This is a genomic window from Streptomyces sp. 147326 (assembly GCF_045000215.1).
Taxonomy (GTDB): Bacteria; Actinomycetota; Actinomycetes; order Streptomycetales; family Streptomycetaceae; genus Streptomyces.
In genome coordinates, this window is sequence record NZ_CP134201.1 from 7920328 (window position 1) to 7936292 (window position 15965).

Annotated in this window: 16 protein-coding genes; 7 read left to right on the top strand and 9 right to left on the bottom strand. The window is 73.9% G+C overall.

Features of this window, described 5'->3' with window-relative positions; genetic code table 11:
- Window positions 1-7: 7 nt before the first annotated feature.
- From RIU97_RS36415 to RIU97_RS36435, 5 genes are all read right to left on the bottom strand, one after another.
- On the bottom strand, window positions 8-1468 hold the full coding sequence (locus RIU97_RS36415; protein WP_404961747.1) for a hypothetical protein: 1461 nt from the start codon (window positions 1466-1468) through the stop codon (window positions 8-10).
- Window positions 1469-1587: 119 nt separating this feature from the next.
- Window positions 1588-2925, bottom strand: a complete 1338-nt coding sequence (locus RIU97_RS36420; protein ID WP_404961748.1) for an MFS transporter — start codon at window positions 2923-2925, stop codon at window positions 1588-1590.
- A 111-nt stretch (window positions 2926-3036) separates the two neighbouring features.
- Entirely contained in the window at window positions 3037-3387 is a 351-nt protein-coding gene (locus RIU97_RS36425) for a metalloregulator ArsR/SmtB family transcription factor (RefSeq protein WP_319721281.1), read from the bottom strand.
- A gap of 95 nt (window positions 3388-3482) precedes the next feature.
- Window positions 3483-4310, bottom strand: a complete 828-nt coding sequence (locus RIU97_RS36430) for a CbtA family protein (protein ID WP_404961749.1) — start codon at window positions 4308-4310, stop codon at window positions 3483-3485.
- Window positions 4311-4322: 12 nt separating this feature from the next.
- The gene (locus tag RIU97_RS36435) at window positions 4323-4550 is read right to left on the bottom strand and encodes a CbtB-domain containing protein (protein WP_030708804.1); all 228 of its coding nucleotides are present in this window, start codon (window positions 4548-4550) and stop codon (window positions 4323-4325) included.
- 369 nt (window positions 4551-4919) lie between these two features.
- Between RIU97_RS36435 and RIU97_RS36440 the strand changes: the two genes are divergently transcribed.
- From RIU97_RS36440 to RIU97_RS36455, 4 genes are all read left to right on the top strand, one after another.
- Complete coding sequence (locus RIU97_RS36440; RefSeq protein ID WP_404961750.1) at window positions 4920-6155, top strand: MFS transporter; 1236 nt, start codon at window positions 4920-4922, stop codon at window positions 6153-6155.
- Between the two features lie 144 nt (window positions 6156-6299).
- A complete protein-coding gene (locus RIU97_RS36445; protein WP_404961751.1) occupies window positions 6300-6665 on the top strand; it encodes a VOC family protein in 366 nt (121 codons plus the stop codon).
- 77 nt (window positions 6666-6742) lie between these two features.
- The gene (locus tag RIU97_RS36450) at window positions 6743-7378 is read left to right on the top strand and encodes an alpha-ketoglutarate-dependent dioxygenase AlkB (protein ID WP_404961752.1); all 636 of its coding nucleotides are present in this window, start codon (window positions 6743-6745) and stop codon (window positions 7376-7378) included.
- Between the two features lie 64 nt (window positions 7379-7442).
- Window positions 7443-7814, top strand: coding sequence for a VOC family protein (locus RIU97_RS36455; protein WP_404961753.1), 372 nt, complete (start codon window positions 7443-7445; stop codon window positions 7812-7814).
- Window positions 7815-7847: 33 nt separating this feature from the next.
- Here the strand turns inward: RIU97_RS36455 and RIU97_RS36460 are convergent, their stop codons facing one another.
- The gene (locus RIU97_RS36460) at window positions 7848-8144 is read right to left on the bottom strand and encodes a YkvA family protein (RefSeq protein ID WP_404961754.1); all 297 of its coding nucleotides are present in this window, start codon (window positions 8142-8144) and stop codon (window positions 7848-7850) included.
- 55 nt (window positions 8145-8199) lie between these two features.
- Complete coding sequence (locus tag RIU97_RS36465; protein ID WP_319721274.1) at window positions 8200-8664, bottom strand: MarR family transcriptional regulator; 465 nt, start codon at window positions 8662-8664, stop codon at window positions 8200-8202.
- Between the two features lie 120 nt (window positions 8665-8784).
- On the opposite strand from RIU97_RS36465, the gene RIU97_RS36470 reads away from it, so the two are divergent.
- Window positions 8785-9348: a DoxX family protein gene (locus RIU97_RS36470; RefSeq protein WP_404961755.1), complete on the top strand. Its 564-nt coding sequence runs from the start codon at window positions 8785-8787 to the stop codon at window positions 9346-9348.
- Between the two features lie 90 nt (window positions 9349-9438).
- Window positions 9439-11256, top strand: a complete 1818-nt coding sequence (locus tag RIU97_RS36475; protein WP_404961756.1) for a glycoside hydrolase family 15 protein — start codon at window positions 9439-9441, stop codon at window positions 11254-11256.
- A 5-nt stretch (window positions 11257-11261) separates the two neighbouring features.
- Here the strand turns inward: RIU97_RS36475 and RIU97_RS36480 are convergent, their stop codons facing one another.
- A complete protein-coding gene (locus RIU97_RS36480) occupies window positions 11262-13364 on the bottom strand; it encodes a SpoIIE family protein phosphatase (protein WP_404963065.1) in 2103 nt (700 codons plus the stop codon).
- Between the two features lie 49 nt (window positions 13365-13413).
- Complete coding sequence (locus tag RIU97_RS36485; RefSeq protein ID WP_404961757.1) at window positions 13414-14880, bottom strand: MFS transporter; 1467 nt, start codon at window positions 14878-14880, stop codon at window positions 13414-13416.
- A gap of 141 nt (window positions 14881-15021) precedes the next feature.
- On the opposite strand from RIU97_RS36485, the gene RIU97_RS36490 reads away from it, so the two are divergent.
- Window positions 15022-15951, top strand: coding sequence for a LysR family transcriptional regulator (locus RIU97_RS36490; RefSeq protein WP_404961758.1), 930 nt, complete (start codon window positions 15022-15024; stop codon window positions 15949-15951).
- The last annotated feature ends 14 nt before the right edge of the window (window positions 15952-15965 follow it).

Genomic DNA, 15965 nt, shown 5'->3' on the forward strand with positions numbered 1-15965 from the left:
CCCCCGGTCAGCGCAGGGCTTGGCGCGGGTGCGGGCGGTACCGCCGGGGGCGGCGGGCCCCCCGGTCGATGCGGCCGGGTCCGGGGCCGGCCAAGCCGGCCCGGAACAGCCCGTAGGTGATCCGCCGCAGGGCGGCCGCCTCCAGGGCGTCCCGCAGGGCGCCGGCGCGCAGCAGTGCGCCGGGGCCCAGCAGACCCTCGACGACGGCCAGCGCACCGGCGGTGTCACCGTGGTCCAGGCGTTCGCGCACGCCCGTCAGGCAGTCCGGATGACGGTGCGCCGCGTCGATGGCCTGCAGGCAGGGGAGCGGAGTACCGGTCAGCGCGGCCAGCAGTTCCTCCCGGCGGATCTCCGCCGGGTCGTGGTCCAGCGGGGCCAGCACCCCGTCGACCAGACCGATCCGGTGCCGGGCTCCCCGGCACTCGACGAGGCGCGGTTGCCCCGCCCGGTCCGGGATCCGGGACGGACCGGCCGGCGCATGACCCGGTACGAGCGCGGCGGCGACCAGGGGGTGCAGCCGCTCGGCATCGAGCGCACCGGCGCGGAGCAGGTCCAGGTCGGGCAGCACCCGGACCGCCGCGTCGGGCAGGACCGGCAGCGCGCAGGCGCTGCCGTCGGCGGGCGCCGCCCAGGCCCGCAGGGCAAGGGGCCCGTCGTGCCGGTCACCGCCGCGGTCACCGCCGCGGTCACCGTCGCGGTCACCGTCCCGGCCCCCGTTCCCGCCCGCGACCAGGTCCAGGACCAGTCGCCGCCGGGCTCCGAACCGTACGGTGACGGCCCCGGGGGGCCGCCCCTCGGCGCGGAGCAGGATCAGCGCCTCGTCGGTCCACCGGTCCACGGCGCAGTGGTGCCCCGGTGGGAGCAGGCCCCGCAGCTCCGGGTCCTCCGGGCACCCGTCGGCGGGCGGCCGTTCGGCCCCGGACCGGGTCCTCAGCTCGTCGGTCCTGCGCGCGTCCCACAAGTGGCGGTGCAGGTCGAGGCGGAACCGCCGTTCGGGACGGGCGCGGGGGCGCGGATCACCGCAGGCGCCGGATCCGTCCCACAGCGCGAGGCTGATCCGCTGACCGGCGTCCGCCCATGCCGGAGCGGTCCGGGCGACGAGGTGGACCGCACGTGGCCCCGACCGCGGCCCGTCCCGCTCCGCGACCTCGTACCGGGCCAGAGAGAGGGTCAGGTCCGGGCGCAGCAGTCCGTCGGGAGCGATGCGCGGCATGTGCCAGCGCAGCAGGTCGGGCGCCAGATGGCGGAGATCGGCCCGGATCCGGGCCGTGAGGTCGTGGCCGTGCGAGCGTGCCACGGAACGCAGATTGAGATCGACATCGACACCTGCGGCGGCGCAGGCCCCGGCCCAGTCCCCCACGGAACGACGGGCGGTCGCGGTCTCGATCATGGACGGCGGCACGGCGTACTCGCGTACGCGCAGCCAGAGGGAAAGGCGGGAATCCCCATACGCGGTCTGAGTGAGCATCAGCACTCACCTTGCGCGGACGGGACCCCCGATCTGTGAGCGGAATGAGTGGTCATCGCGGTGATCGTAACCCCCTCGGCGACGACCGACCAGCGGTTTTCGGCGCGCCCGCGGATCCGTCAGGGCCAGCGGTGGTGGTGCCGGTCGATGACGTAGTGGTGGTCGTGGCGCCAGCCGCCGCCGGACGGCCGGGCGTCGGCGAGGTGGGGGTGGCCAGGGGGCAGGTCCGGGTGGACGTGTTCCAGCCGGTACGGGTCACGGGCGGGCCAGATCACGGCCGCGGCCGTGGTGGAGGCGAGGGCGACGGCCGCCAGGACCAGGGCGGTCGGGGACAGGCCCGCCCCCGCGCCGAGCCACCCGGCCAGCGGGTAGGTGAGCAGCCAGCAGCCGTGGGAGAGGGAGAACCGGGCGGCGAAGGCGGCGGGCAGGTCCGCGTCCGCGGTGGAGCGGCGGATGAGGCGGCCCCCCGGAGTCAGGACGGCGGAGCAGGCGGCGCCGAGCGCGGCCCAGACCGCGAGGAGCGCGGGCCAGGACCAGGAGCCCGGGGTGGTCGAGGTGACGGCCGCCGCGGCGGCCAGGAGTGCCGGGAGGGCGAAAGCGGCGCGGAGCATCACCGTACGGTCGGCGGCGCGCTGCAGGAGCCGGGGCAGGACCAGCGCGGCCAGCATGGAGCCGGCGCCGTACGCGCCGAGGGCGAGCGGGACGGCCCCGGCCGGGCGGCCGAAGTGGCCGCGGACCAGGGCCACGGTGCCGACGAAGACGAGGGCGCCGGCGGCGGCGACGGCGAGTTCGAGGGCGAGCAGCGCGCGCAGTCGGGGAGTGGCCAGGAGGAGGCGGATGCCGAAGGAGGCCCGGGTGCGGAGGCCGCCGGCCGGTTCGGCGGGGGCGGGCCGGGGCAGCACGGTGGCGACGACGAGCGTGGCGGAGGCGAGGAAGCCGAGGGCCGTGCCGGCGAACAGCCAGTCGTAGGAGACCAGCGTCAGCAGGGCCGTGGCCAGGACCGGGCTGAAGAGGCTCTCCAGGTCGTAGGCGAGCCGGGTCATCGACAGGGCCCGGGTGTAGTCGCGTTCGGCGGGAAGGACCTCGGGGACGGTGGCCTGGAACGTCGGTGTGAAGGCGGCCGACGCCGCCTGGAGCAGGAAGATCAGGAGGTGGATCTGCCAGACCTCGGTGACGAACGGAAGGGCCGAGGCGACACCGGCGCGGGTGAGGTCCATCGCCGCCATGAGGGTGCGGCGGGGGATCCGGCCGGCGACCGCTCCGATCAGCGGGGCGATGCCGACGTAGGCGATCATCTTGATCGCGAGCGCGGTGCCGAGGACCGCCGAGGCGTCGGCGCCCGCGAGGTCGTAGGCGAGCAGGCTCAGTGCGACGGTGGCGAGACCGGTTCCGGCCAGGGCGACGACCTGGGCGGTGAAGAGGCGGCGGTAGGTGCCGTTGCGCAGTACGGACAGCACGGGCGGCCCCGTCCGGTCGGCGTCGATGACTCCACGTCAGCGTAGCCAACGTGTGCGCACCTGTGCACGTATTGAACCGGCGAACGTGGGGCGGTCCGGCCGGTCGCCGGCTCAGTCGTGCGGGGGCAGGGAACCGAGCTGGTGGTCGGCCGCGTTCAGGGCCTCGTCCACCAGTCGCCTCAGGTGCCCGTGGCGTACGGCGTAGACGACCCGGCGGCCGTCCTTGCGGGTGGTGACCAGCCCGGCGAGGCGGAGCTTGGCGAGGTGCTGGCTGACCGAGGGCCGGGCCGCCCCGCACGCCTCGGTGAGGGTGGTGACATCGGCCTCGCCGCGGGCGAGCCGCTCCATCAGCGCCAGGCGGGTGCGGTCCGCGAGCAGGGCCAGCACGGACGCGGCGACCTCCAGCCGGTCACCCCGCTCCTGCGAAACCTGTGCACCTGCCAGATCCGTGCCTGCGCTCATGCGCACATCGTAGGACGGCCGCGGTGCGATGCCACGGGCCCCGTCACCCCCGGCCGGGGGTGACGGGGCCCGTGGTGCAGGCAGGGCGGGTGGGATCAGCCGAGGGCGGGCGCCGTCTGCTGGGCCGTGGCCTCCGTGCCGTCCGCGCGCGAGGCCAGGAGCCGCTGGGCCAGGACGCCGAAGACGATGGCGAACACCGCCCACAGCACCAACTGCACGGCCAGCGAGGCGACCCGGAACTCCCACAGCAGGGCGGCGGGGAAACCGGGCTGGACCGCGTCGCTGTTGTCCGGCAGGAACACGAACGCCAGGGCGGCGGCGACGACGAAGGCACCGCCCGCGGCCAGCGTCGCGTTCCAGTTGCCCAGACGCGGTGCCAGCCGCCGTCCGAGGACGATCGCGCCGACGCCGAGCAGCACGCTCAGCAGGATCATCAGGAAGAACAGCGTGGTGCGCTGTCCGATGGTGTCCGGATTGCCCACCGCCGGCGGGGTGGCCGGGTACTTGAGGAACGGCACCAGGTAGACGGTGGCGAAGGCACCGGCGGCGGTGAGCGCCGCCGTGGCCCGCGGGCTGAACCCGCCGACGCGGCCGAGGGCGAACGAGAACGCGAGCGAGGCGATGCCGCCCAGCGCGACCCCGTAGACCAGGACGCCGGTGGCCAGACCGAAGGTGGACTGCACCGGCCGGCTGACCAGTTCCTCCTCTTCGGCGGCTTCGGCCGGTGCGGCGTCGCCGCCGTGCCCGGCGTGAGCGCTCGGGGCGCCCGCCGCGCCCTGGGCGGCCTGGGCCTCTTCCACGGCGATGGAACCCCGTACCGGGGGCTCACCCACCACGTAGGCGACGGCGAAGGCGAACAGCCCGGCGATCAGGCCCGCGAGCATGCCGCGGACCAACAGACCTCTGACAGTCGAGGCGTACATGTGCGTGGCCTCTCAGTGGCAGGGGAAGCCGAGCAGATGACGACCGTCGTGGACCCACTCGTGCACGCCCTCGCCGGCGAACACGGCCGTGGCGCCCTGCTCGGCACCGACGAAGTACAGGGCGACGAGCATCAGGAGACCGACGAAGAGCGCCCAGGGCAGGACCGCGCGCACGGGCAGCGGAGCCGACAGGGAGCCGGCGGGGGTGGATACGGCAGCGGAAGCGACAGCCTCGGCCATGATGGAACCTCCTCGGGGAACACGCGTCCCATACGGTGGTGCAGGACGACGGTCCTCGGGTCTGACTCGCCACGGCGCCTCCCCCGGAGGGATGTCACCGCAGCACACAGTGGCGCGACCATGCCGGATTCACACCGGGCTTCCGTCTCGCCGTCGTCGCTATGTGCAAATGTCGCGGTGACGCTACCGTGCGGCGGGCCTGCGGCCAAGTGCGTGAGTCTCTGATCACACGCGACTGCGGGGAAGATTGCGCCCCGGGCCCTGGTCGGGGGCCGGGAGCGTCCAAGAAGTGGTACGGAAAAGACTGCTAGAATCCCCGTGTTGGCCTTCGGCGTGCGTGCCCCGTGCACGTGTCCGGAGGCTTTTTTCATGCCTTCTTCCCTTCCTTCCTCTCCGCCCCCTGCTTCCTCTCCTTCCTCCAAGCCGGCCCCCGCGCCCGCCACCGGCTACCGAGATCTGCTCCGCAACCGGGAGTTCGCCGGCCTCTACGCCGGCTTCACCCTGACCGTCGCCGCGAGCACCCTGTCGGGCTTCGCCCTCGCCACCCTCGTCGACCAGCAGACCCGTTCCCCCTTCCTGACGGCCGTGAGCATGTACGGCGCCACGTTCGCGACGGTGCTCGGCGCGCTGACGCTGATGTCGGTCGCGGACGGCAACCGGCCGCGCCGGACCATCGTCGCGCTCCAGTTCGCCTCGCTGGCCGGTGTCTGCGCCCAGGCCGTTCCGGGGCTGCCGCTGGCCGCCCGCTTCGGGCTGCTGCTGATGCTGGGCTTCTTCCAGTCCCTGGGGACCGGCACCCGGCTGGGGCTGCTCGCCGAGATCGTGCCGAACACCGCCTACGCGCCCGCGCGTTCGCTGATGAACATCACCTCGGGCGGTACGGCGATCCTCGGCTACGCCGCCGGCGCCGTCCTGCTGTCGTACCTGAGCCCGCATGGGGTCTTCCTCGTGGCCGCCGCCCTGACCGCCCTCGGACTCGCCGTGGTGGCGGCCACCGTCCGGGAACGCTCGATCCGGCTCACCCGTCGCCCCGGACTGCGCCGGACCTGGACGACGAACGCCGAGCTGTTCTCCCACCCGGGCCGGCGGGCGCTGCTGCTGAACCTGTGGGTCCCCAACGGCCTGATCGTCGGCTGCGAGGCGCTGTTCATCTCCTACGACCCCGGCCACGCCGGCACCCTCCTGGCCGCCGGATCGGCCGGCATGCTCCTCGGGGACCTGGCGGTCGGCCGGCTGCTGAGCGCCCACCGGCGCCGCCGCCACGCCTTCGCCCTGCGGCTGCTGCTCGCCGTCCCCTTCCTGCTGTTCGCCTTGCACCCGCCCCTCCCGGTCGTGGCGGCCGCGGTGTTCCTCGCCAGTGCGGGGTTCGCGGCGACCCTGCCCCTCCAGGAGCAGCTGCTGGACCTGACCCCCGACCGGGTCCGCGGGCAGGTCCAGGGAGTCGAGTCGGCCGGCCGGATGACCTGGCAGGGCCTCGGCGCGGCGCTCGCCGGCGGCCTGGCCCAGTTCCTCGCCCCCGGCGCGGCGATCGCCCTCGTCGCCGCCGTCTCCGTCGCCGTCACCGTCCTCTCCCGGCCCTACGTCGTCCGCGCGGGTGGCAGTTGAGCGGGCGCGCCGGAGCTGCGGTCCGCCCGTGCCGGGACGGGCGGGTGCGGCGGTGCGGGGCCGGACCTACGGTGGGAGGACGGTCCGGGCACAGCTCGCATGTGACGAGTGATGCGTGACGGACTCGGGTGACGGGAGTCGGCGATGGCCGGTGAGCTTTCCTTCTTCGAGCTGGGCGCGGGCGACAGCGAGCAGGCCCGTACCTTCTTCGGCGGACTCTTCGGCTGGACCTTCGAGCCGGGTCCGACCGAGGGCGGCGGGTTCGCGATCCGGACGCCCAACGTCCCCGGCGGACTGCACGGCAACGACCCGGGCGCCAGGCCGTACCTCTTCTTCGCGGTCGACGACATGGAGACGGCGCTCGAAAGGGTCCGCGCGCTCGGGGGCTCCGTCGACGACACCGACCCGGGGAGCGGCGAGGAGTCGGTCGCCCGGTTCGGCCGCTTCCAGCTCTGCCACGACGACCAGGGCACTCCCTTCGGCCTGCACCAGCCCCCGGCCGGCCGATGAGCCGCGCGGTCGCGTCCGGGGTCGGACCCGCCCCTGTATTCGTGCATGCGTTCGGTTCGTGGGGTTAGGCTGGGGTCATGCACGCAGTCCAGGGCCTTCAGGGCTCCCTCTTCGACCAGGGTGACGAGATCCGGCTCGGCCCCCTGGACGGCATGCGGCGTACCCGGCTCGGCGCCGGGGCCTGGGTCGACCACCTGCCCGGCTGGCTGAGCGGCGCCGACGCGCTCTTCGAGCGGCTGGCCGCCGACGTGCCCTGGCACGCCGAGCGGCGGCAGATGTACGAGCGCGAGGTGGAGGTGCCCAGGCTGCTCGCCTTCTACGGGGAGGGAGAGGTCCTGCCGGACCCCTCGCTCACCGAGGCCCGCGAGGCGCTGACCCGCCACTACGCCGACGAGCTCGGAGAACCCTTCACCACCGCCGGTCTGTGCCTCTACCGCGACGGACGGGACAGCGTCGCCTGGCACGGGGACCGGACCGGCCGCTCCTCGACCGAGGACACCATGGTCGCCATCGTCTCCGTCGGCGATCCGCGCGACCTCGCCTTCCGTCCCCGCGACGGCGGAGCCACCCTGCTGCGACTGCCCCTGGGCCACGGCGACCTCGTCGTCATGGGCGGCTCCTGCCAGCGCACCATGGAGCACGCGGTGCCCAAGTCGGTGCGGGCGGTCGGGCCCCGCATCAGCGTGCAGTTCCGGACCCGCGGCGTCCGCTGACCTCCGGCTCCGGGCCCCGCCCTCGGAGTTCCGGCCCCACCCGGGCCCGTCCAGGCTGATGGGCATGGATCTGGGTGCGTTCTCCGTGAGTCTGGCCGTGCGCGACGTCCAGGCCTCCAGGGCGTTCTACGAGAAGCTCGGCTTCACCGCCTTCGGCGGGGACCCCGCGCAGAACTGGCTGATCCTCAAGAACGGCGACCACGTGATCGGGCTCTTCCAGGGCATGTTCGAGAAGAACATGCTGACCTTCAACCCGGGCTGGGACGCGAACGCGCAGCCGCTCGATGCGTTCACCGACGTCCGCGAACTGCAGCGGGAGCTGAAGGCGGCCGACGTGGAGTTCGTGACGGAGGCCGACGGGTCCGGCTCCGGTCCGGGCAGCTTCCTCGTCCTCGACCCGGACGGCAATCCGGTCCTCTTCGACCAGCACCGCTGAGCCCGTACGGCGCCGACCCGTACCGCCCCGGCCTCATACGGCGGGGTCCGGCTCCTTCGCCGTGCGGGCGGCCCCGGCCGCCGCGTGCAGCGAGCGCAGCGCCAGCAGCAGCACGCCGATGTCGTCCAGGTACACCGGGTCCGGAATCAGGTCCACCGGCGAGACGGTGTAGATCACGGCGACCCAGAACAAAGCCTTGTCGCGCAGCGGGATCCCCGCGTCGAGCAGCAGCCGCCGTGCCTTGAAGACCCGTACGAGCAGTACGGCCGCGGCGATCGCGAGCCCCACTGCGACGACCGTGAGCAAGGTGAGCCAGACCTTTCCGTCCATGCCGCCCCTATACCCCGAAACCTGCACCCGCTATCCGGCCGGCGGCCGGATCCCCTCAGGCGCCCTGCTCGCGCAGCCTGCGGCCGACCTCGCCCAGTCCGTCCGCGAGCGCGTCGAGCTGTCCGGGAGTCAGGACGTCGACGAGGATCTCCCTGACCGTCGCCACGTGCCCCGGTGCCGCCTCTTCCAGCTTGGCGCTCCCGGCGTCGGTGAGGACGGCGAAGACGCCGCGGACGTCGGAGGGGCAGCTGCGGCGGCGGACCAGTCCGGCCTTCTCCATCTGGGTGACCTGGTAGGTGAGCCCGCTCTTGGAGTTGATCAGGCCGTTGGCGAGCTCGGTCATCCGCAGCTCGCGCCCGGGCGCCGCGGCGAGCCGTACGAGGATCTCGTACTGGGGGTGCGAGAGCCCGGCCTCGTCCTTGAGCTGTTGGTCGAGACGGCGGTTCACCAGGGCCGATGCGGCCAGGAAACCGCTCCAGGCCCGCATTTCGCGGTCGTCCAGCCATCTCGGTTCAGACATGGCTCCACCCTACACGGGTTGTTCCAATTTGAATCAATGGTTAGGGTCGACGATCAGCGGTTCGAATTTGAACAACTTCCTGCCACCTCCACCGGGCCGCCCGACCGGAAGGACCCCCCCATGACCAGCCCCTCCGTCACCACGACGAAGCCGCAGGCCGCCGCGCCGGCCGTACGCCCCGAGCCCACCGCCCTCTCCACCCCGGGTCATGACACCGGCCTGCTCCTCCTGCGCCTCGTCCTCGGCCTCACCATGGCCGCCCACGGCACCCAGAAGCTGTTCGGCTGGTTCGAAGGCGGCGGCATCAGCGGCACCGGCCAGTTCTTCACCGCCAGCGGCTACCCCGCCGGTGACGCCATGGCCGTCCTCGCCGGGCTGACCGAGACCCTGGGCGGCCTCGGCCTCGCCCTCGGACTGCTCACCCCGATCGCCGGCGCCGCGATCGTCGGCACCCTCGTCAACGCGATCGCCGTCCACGGCACCGGCGCCTTCTTCGCCCCCAAGGGCATCGAGTACGAACTGCTGCTGACCGCGGGCGCCGCGGCCCTCGCCCTCACCGGCCCCGGCCGGTACGCCGTCGACCGCTTCCTGCCCGTCCTGCGCGGCCACCGCCTGGCGCACGGCGCCCTCGCCGTCGCCCTCGGCGTGGTCCTCGCCGCGGTGCTGCTCCTCGTACGCGACTAGAACGCTCCCCAGAGCCTGACGTAGCGCGCACGGGGGTGTGTCCGGGGCCCGAGCTGATTGGCCCCGGGCATTCGCGGGAAGAGCGCACAAATGACACAACCCATCGAAGACTACGCACTCATCGGCGACCTCATGACGAGCGGACTGGTCGGCCGTGACGGGTCCATCGACTGGCTGTGCCTGCCCCGCTTCGACTCGGCCGCCTGCTTCGCCAAACTCCTCGGCGACGAGGAGAACGGCCACTGGCGCATCGCCCCCGTCGACGCCGCCGACGGAGAGCCGTGCACCCGCCGCGCCTACGTGGACGGCTCGCTCGTCCTGGAGTCGTACTGGGTGACCGACACCGGCACCGCCAAGGTCATCGACTTCATGCCGCAGCGCGACGGGGCCCCCGACGTGGTCCGCATCGTCGAGGGCGTCAGCGGCACCGTGCGGATGCACAGCACCCTGCGCCTGCGCTTCGACTACGGCAACGTCGTCCCCTGGGTGCGCCGGGTCGAGGACGACCGGGTCGCCGTCGCCGGGCCCGACTCCGCCTGGTTCCGCAGCGTCCCCCCGGTCCGCACCTGGGGCGAGGCCAACAGCACCCGCTCCCAGTTCCCGGTCACCGCCGGCCGGCGCGTCGCCTTCGTCCTCACCTGGCACCCCTCCCACGAGCCGCGCCCCGAGCCCTGCGACCCCTTCGAGGCGCTGGAGCAGAGCCTTGCCGACTGGCGCGAGTGGAGCGCGCAGTGCCGCTACGAGGGCCCCTACGAGGAGGCCGTGACCCGCTCCCTGATCACCCTCAAGGCCCTCACCTACGCCCCGACCGGCGGCATCGTCGCCGCCTCCACCACCTCCCTCCCCGAGGAACTCGGCGGCGTCCGCAACTGGGACTACCGCTACTGCTGGCTCCGGGACTCCACCCTCACCCTCGGCTCGCTCCTGTCCACCGGCTTCCTCGACGAGGCCCGCGCCTGGCGGGAGTGGCTGCTGCGCGCGGTCGCGGGCGACCCCGCCGACCTCCAGATCATGTACGGGATCGCCGGCGAGCGCCGGATCCCCGAGAGCGAACTGCCGTGGCTGCGCGGCTACGCCTCCTCCGCCCCGGTCCGGGTCGGCAACGCCGCCGTCGACCAGCTCCAGCTCGACGTGTACGGCGAGGTCATCGACTCCCTGTACCTGGCCCGGTCCTCCGGGCTCCCCTCCGAACGGCACGCCTGGCGGATCCAGCTCGCCCTCCTCGACTTCCTGGAGCGCAACTGGCGCCGGCCCGACGAGGGCCTGTGGGAGGTCCGCGGACCGCGCCGGCACTTCGTGCACTCCAAGGTGATGGCGTGGGTCGCCGCCGACCGGGCCGTGCGCGCCCTGGAGAGCGACTCCTCGATGCCCGGCGACGTGGAGCGCTGGCGGACCATGCGCGACGAGGTGCACCGCGACGTGTGCGAGCACGGATACGACCCCGAGCGGGGCACCTTCACCCAGTACTACGGCTCCAGCGAGCTCGACGCGTCCACCCTGCTCATCCCGCGGGTCGGCTTCCTGCCGCCCGACGACCCCCGCGTCGTCGGGACGGTCGACGCGGTCCGGGAGGAGCTCGGCCGCAGCGGACTGGTCCGCCGCTACACCACCGAAGGCGCCTGCGTCGACGGAATGCCGGGCGACGAAGGAGCCTTCCTGGCCTGCTCGTTCTGGCTGGCCGACGCCCTGTACCTGACGGGGCGGGAGAAGGAGGCCCGCGACCTCTTCGAGCGGCTGCTGGCCGTACGCAACGACGTGGGACTGCTCGCGGAGGAGTACGACCCCCTCGCCGGACGCCAACTCGGCAACTTCCCCCAGGCGTTCAGCCACGTCGGCCTGGTGAACACCGCGCTGATCCTGGCGGACGGCACGGGCCGGTACACGGGCCCGTCCACGAACGCCGGCTGAGGGTCCTACGCGTCCTCGCCCCTGCGGGACGCCAGCAACAGGGCGATGTCGTCCGGCCGGTCGGCCGAACCGTCCGCCTCGCCGACCAGCCGGTCGGCGGTCTCGGTCAGCGGGGACGGCCGGGCCGCCGCCAGAGCCACCCGCAGCCGTTCGACCCCCTCGTCGATGTCGATGCCCGGCGTCTCCACCAGCCCGTCCGTGTAGAGGGCGAGCACCGCGCCCGTCTCCAGCCGCAGTTCCGTGACCGGGTACGAGGCCTCCGGGTCGATGCCGAGCACCACCCCGCCCGCCAGGTCCAGCACCTCGGTCCGGCCGTCGGGGTGGCGCAGCAGCGGCTGGGGGTGACCGGCCCGGACGGCCCGGACGGCGCCGGACGCCGGGTCGAGCAACACGTAGCAGCAGCTGGCGAACTGGCCCGGATCCAGGTCGATGAGCAGCTGGTTGGTGCCCCTCATCACCTGCTCCGGCGTACTGCCGCTGAGCGCGAAGGCCCGTACAGCACTGCGGAGTTGACCCATGGTCGCCGCGGCCGCCACCCCGTGGCCCTGGACGTCCCCGATGACGAGGGCCAGCAGGCCGCGACCGGTCTCGATGACGTCGTACCAGTCGCCGCCGACGTCCATGCCTGCGGTGCCCGCGAGATAACGGCCGACCGTGTCCACGTTCTCACGCACCGGCAGCCGGTGCGGCAGCAGGGCCGACTGGAGCCCGCGCGCGAGGGCCGCCTCGCTGTCGTAGCGCCGGGCCCGCGCCAGGGCCTGTGCGATCAGGCCGGCCAGCGCCGTGAGCACCGTACGCTCCTCCGAGCTGAAGCCGCGGGGCGAGTCGAAGCCCAGGATGCACGAGCCGACCGGCCGGCCGGAGGCGATCAGCGGCAGGAAGGCGCGGGCACCGACGTGGGCGTCCAGCGGAATGCCCGGATAGGCGGCGGCGAGATGCTCCATCGACTCGAAGAACATCGGCCGGCCCGTGGTCAGCGTCTCCACGCCCGGCAGCCGCACATCGAGCGAGACCCCGTCGAACCGGTTGAGGAACCCCCGCGGGAAACCGGTCTCCCAGGCGAGGTACAGGTGCCGCTCGTCGAGCAGGTAGATCGCCAGCTGGCGGCCGCCGAAGGCCGGCAGCAGCTCCTCGGTGACCACCGCAGACACCTGCCGGGCCGTGACCGCCTCCGACAGCGCGATGGCGAGGGCCACCGGCCGGTACAGCGCGGAGGCCTGGTCGACGGGCGAAGCCGGGCCCGCATCCGGCTGGACCACCGACGCGGGTGCGTAGGCGGGCTTCTCGGTGCTGCCGATCGTCAGGGTCACGCCGTCGGGGGCGGGGTGCAGGTCCACCGACAGCCACTCCCCGGGCGGGTGGCGGCCGCGACGGGCCGGGAAGCGCGCCGGCTCGCCGGACATGAAGACGGCCCGGAAGTGGTCGTCGTAGGCGTGGTGCCCCAACCACGGCAGAGCCTCCCACAGCACCTTTCCGTACAGCTGCGGGCCGGCGAGGCCGAGCAGTTCCTCGGCCGCCCTGTTGACGAAACCGATCCTGCCCTGCCGGTCCAGGGAGAGCACCGCCAGCGCGAGCCGGTCGAGGGCCGCGCGGGCACCCGCGGAGCCGGTGTCGGGCGGCGGCGTCGGCACCGCGACCGGATCGCCCTCCCACGCCACGGGCGCCCCGGCCGCCGCAAGCTCCGCGAGGTCCTGGGCCAGCCGGTCCGCGGCCTTCCGCAACCGTTCCCGGTCGACGGCCCCGACCGGGATGCCGGGGGTCGCCGGGCGCAGCACCAGCAGCACGCCGAACCGCTGCGTCCCGGCGGTCACCGGTTCGTACAGCGAGGCGAAGGGGAACGGCAGGCTGGCCACGAGCTGCGGGAAGCGGCCCACGGCCGACTCCGCGTCGGCCAGGTGCACGGCCTGCCCGGTGCGATAGGCCTCGGCGGGCGGGTACGGGCGGTTCACCTGGATCCGCCACCACGGGCGGAACAGCGGGATCGGCAGTCCCATGAACACCGCCAGCAGCAGGAGGCCGGCGGTGGGCGAGCGCATGTACACCCCGCCCGCGTATCCACCCACGGCCTCCACGGCGCTCACGGTCGCCCGGGCGAGCGCCCGAGTCATGGCATCAGGGGCCGCGGCGCCGCCGCTGTCCGCTCTCGCGATCACACAGTCAGGATGCGCCCTCGGCGGCGGCCCCTGCATCCCGGCCGCGCCCGCGCCGCCCCGCGGCCCGGTACCCGGCCACCACCGCGGCCGACGCGCACAGCAGCGCCACGGCCACCGTGCGCAGCGCGGCCCCCATCGCGTCCGTGAAGGCGGCGACCTGGGCCGGATCCTGCGGGTTCCCGTGGAAGCGCGAGGCCAGCACGGTGCCGACCACCGCCACTCCGAGGGCGGCGCCGATCTCCCGGGCCGCGGTGTTCAGCCCGGAGCCGAGCCCGGCCTGGTGGGAGGGCAGCTCGGCGACCACCGTCAGCGTCAGCGAGGGCGCGGACAGGCCCGTACCCACGGACAGCACCAGCAGGTAGAGCGCGTACACGGGGTACGGGGTGCCCGCGTCCGCGGTGGAGACCAGCAGCAGCCCCGCCCCGATCAGGCCGAGCCCGGCGCCGACCGGCAGCCGCGGCCCGGTGCGCTCCTGGAGCCGGGCGCCGAACCTGGGCACCAGGGCCATGCCGATGGTCAGCGGGACGATCGCGAACCCCGTCTCGGCGGGGGAGAAGCCCTTCGCGTACTGGAGGTACTGGGCGTTGACGAAGAAAAGCGCGAAGAGTCCGAAGAAGCCGGTCCCGATGCCGAGCGTCCCGGCACGCAACTTGCGCGAGGCGAAGATGCGCGGGTCGAGCAGGGGCCGGGCGGCGCGCAGCGCATGGCCGGTGAACGCGGCGAGCAGCCCCGCACCCGCGCCGAAGGCGGTCAGCACCTGCACCGAGGCCCAGCCGTACGCGGGCCCCTCGATGATCCCGTAGACCACCGCGAGCAGCGCACCCGCGAGCAGCGCCGCCCCGAAGGGGTCGACGGCGGCGGCGGGCTGCGACGGAGTACGGGGGACCGCACGGGCGACGGCGAGCGCGAGCAGCGCTGCGAGCGGCACGACGGCCCAGAACAGGGCCCGCCAGGTCAGGTACTCCCCGGCCAGGCCGCCGCCGACATTGCCCGCCAGGCCCCCGAGGCCCGCGGACAGCGTCCAGGTGGCCAGGGCGCGGCCGCGGCGCTCGGGCGGACTCAGGTGGACCAGGACGGACATGGTGGCGGGCATGATCAGGGCCGCGCCCGCCCCGCACACACCGCGCCCGGCGATCAGCACGGCCGGGGCCTGGGCGAGCGCGCTGGCCGCCCCGCCCGCGGCGAACAGGCCGAGTCCGGCGAGCAGGGCGCCCTTGCGGCCGTACCGGTCGCCGAGCGCCCCGGCGGGGATCAGCAGCGCGGCGAAGACGATGACGTACGCGTCCACCGACCACAGCAGCTCGCCGGGATCCGGATGCAGGTCGGACGCGGCGAGCTGGGGGATCAGCAGGTTGACGGCGGCGACCATCCCCTGGGCGACCAGCACGCAGGCGCACAGGGCGAGCAGGGCGGGCCGGGTGAGGGAGGGCACGGGGACGGCGGGACCCTGCGCGACGGCATGGCGGAGCACGGCTCCTCCTCGGAGTCGGTGGCGGTACGGCGGAAGGAAGGAAAGGAAGGAGGGGAAAGGAGGGCCGGCAGCGGCCATCACCCTCGGATCACCGTAGAGTTGGGATGACCTGCTTTCCAGTGCAACTTATGCAAGGCATCCATGCGTGTGACGCAATCCGGGCTGGATCTGAATCTCCTCGTCGCTCTGGACGTTCTCCTGGAGGAGGCGAGCGTGTCCCGGGCGGCGGCCCGCATGCACCTGTCCGAGCCCGCCATGAGCCGGACCCTCGGCCGGATCCGCAAGGCCCTTGGAGACCCCGTCCTGGTCCGGGCCGGCCGGGTCATGGTGCCCACCCCGCACGCGCTCGCCGTGCAGGGCGAGGTCCGCGCGGTCGTGGAACGGGCCCGCGCCCTCTTCCTCACCGGCGCGGAAGTGGACCTGCCCACCCTCACCCGCACCTTCACCGTGCTGGCCAACGACGCCTTCACCGCCGTCTACGGAGCCACGCTCTTCACCCGGGTGGCCCGCGAGGCGCCGGGGGTGCGGCTGCGCTTCCTCCCGGAGAGCCACGTGGACGTCCCCGCGCTGCGCGAAGGCGTCGCCGACCTGGAACTCGGCGTCGTCGACACCCGTTCCCCCGAAGTGCGCGTCGAGCACCTGTCCGAGGAGCGCATGCTGGGCGTCGTACGCCGCGGGCACCCGCTGCTCCGCGGCCGCCTCACGGTGCGCCGGTTCGCCGCGGCCGAGCACATGACCGCCTCCCGGCGAGGCCGCCTCGAAGGCCCGGTGGACGCCGCCCTCGCCGAACAGGGACTGTCCCGGCGCGTGGTGGGCAGCGTGGGCACCTTCCCCGCCTCCCTGTTCGTCCTGCGCGAGAGCGACCTCGTCGGACTGCTGACCACCCAGGCCGAGCCGCTCGCCGCCGCGCTGGGGCTGGAGACCTTCGAGATACCGCTCGCCCTGCCGCCCCTGCCCTTCGGCATGGCCTGGCACCCGCGCCACGACGCCGACCCGGCGCACGCCTGGCTGCGCGCCTGCGCCCGCGAGCTGATCCCGACCGGCCAGGAGGGACCAGAGCGCCCGCGATAGGCCGACCGCCTCCC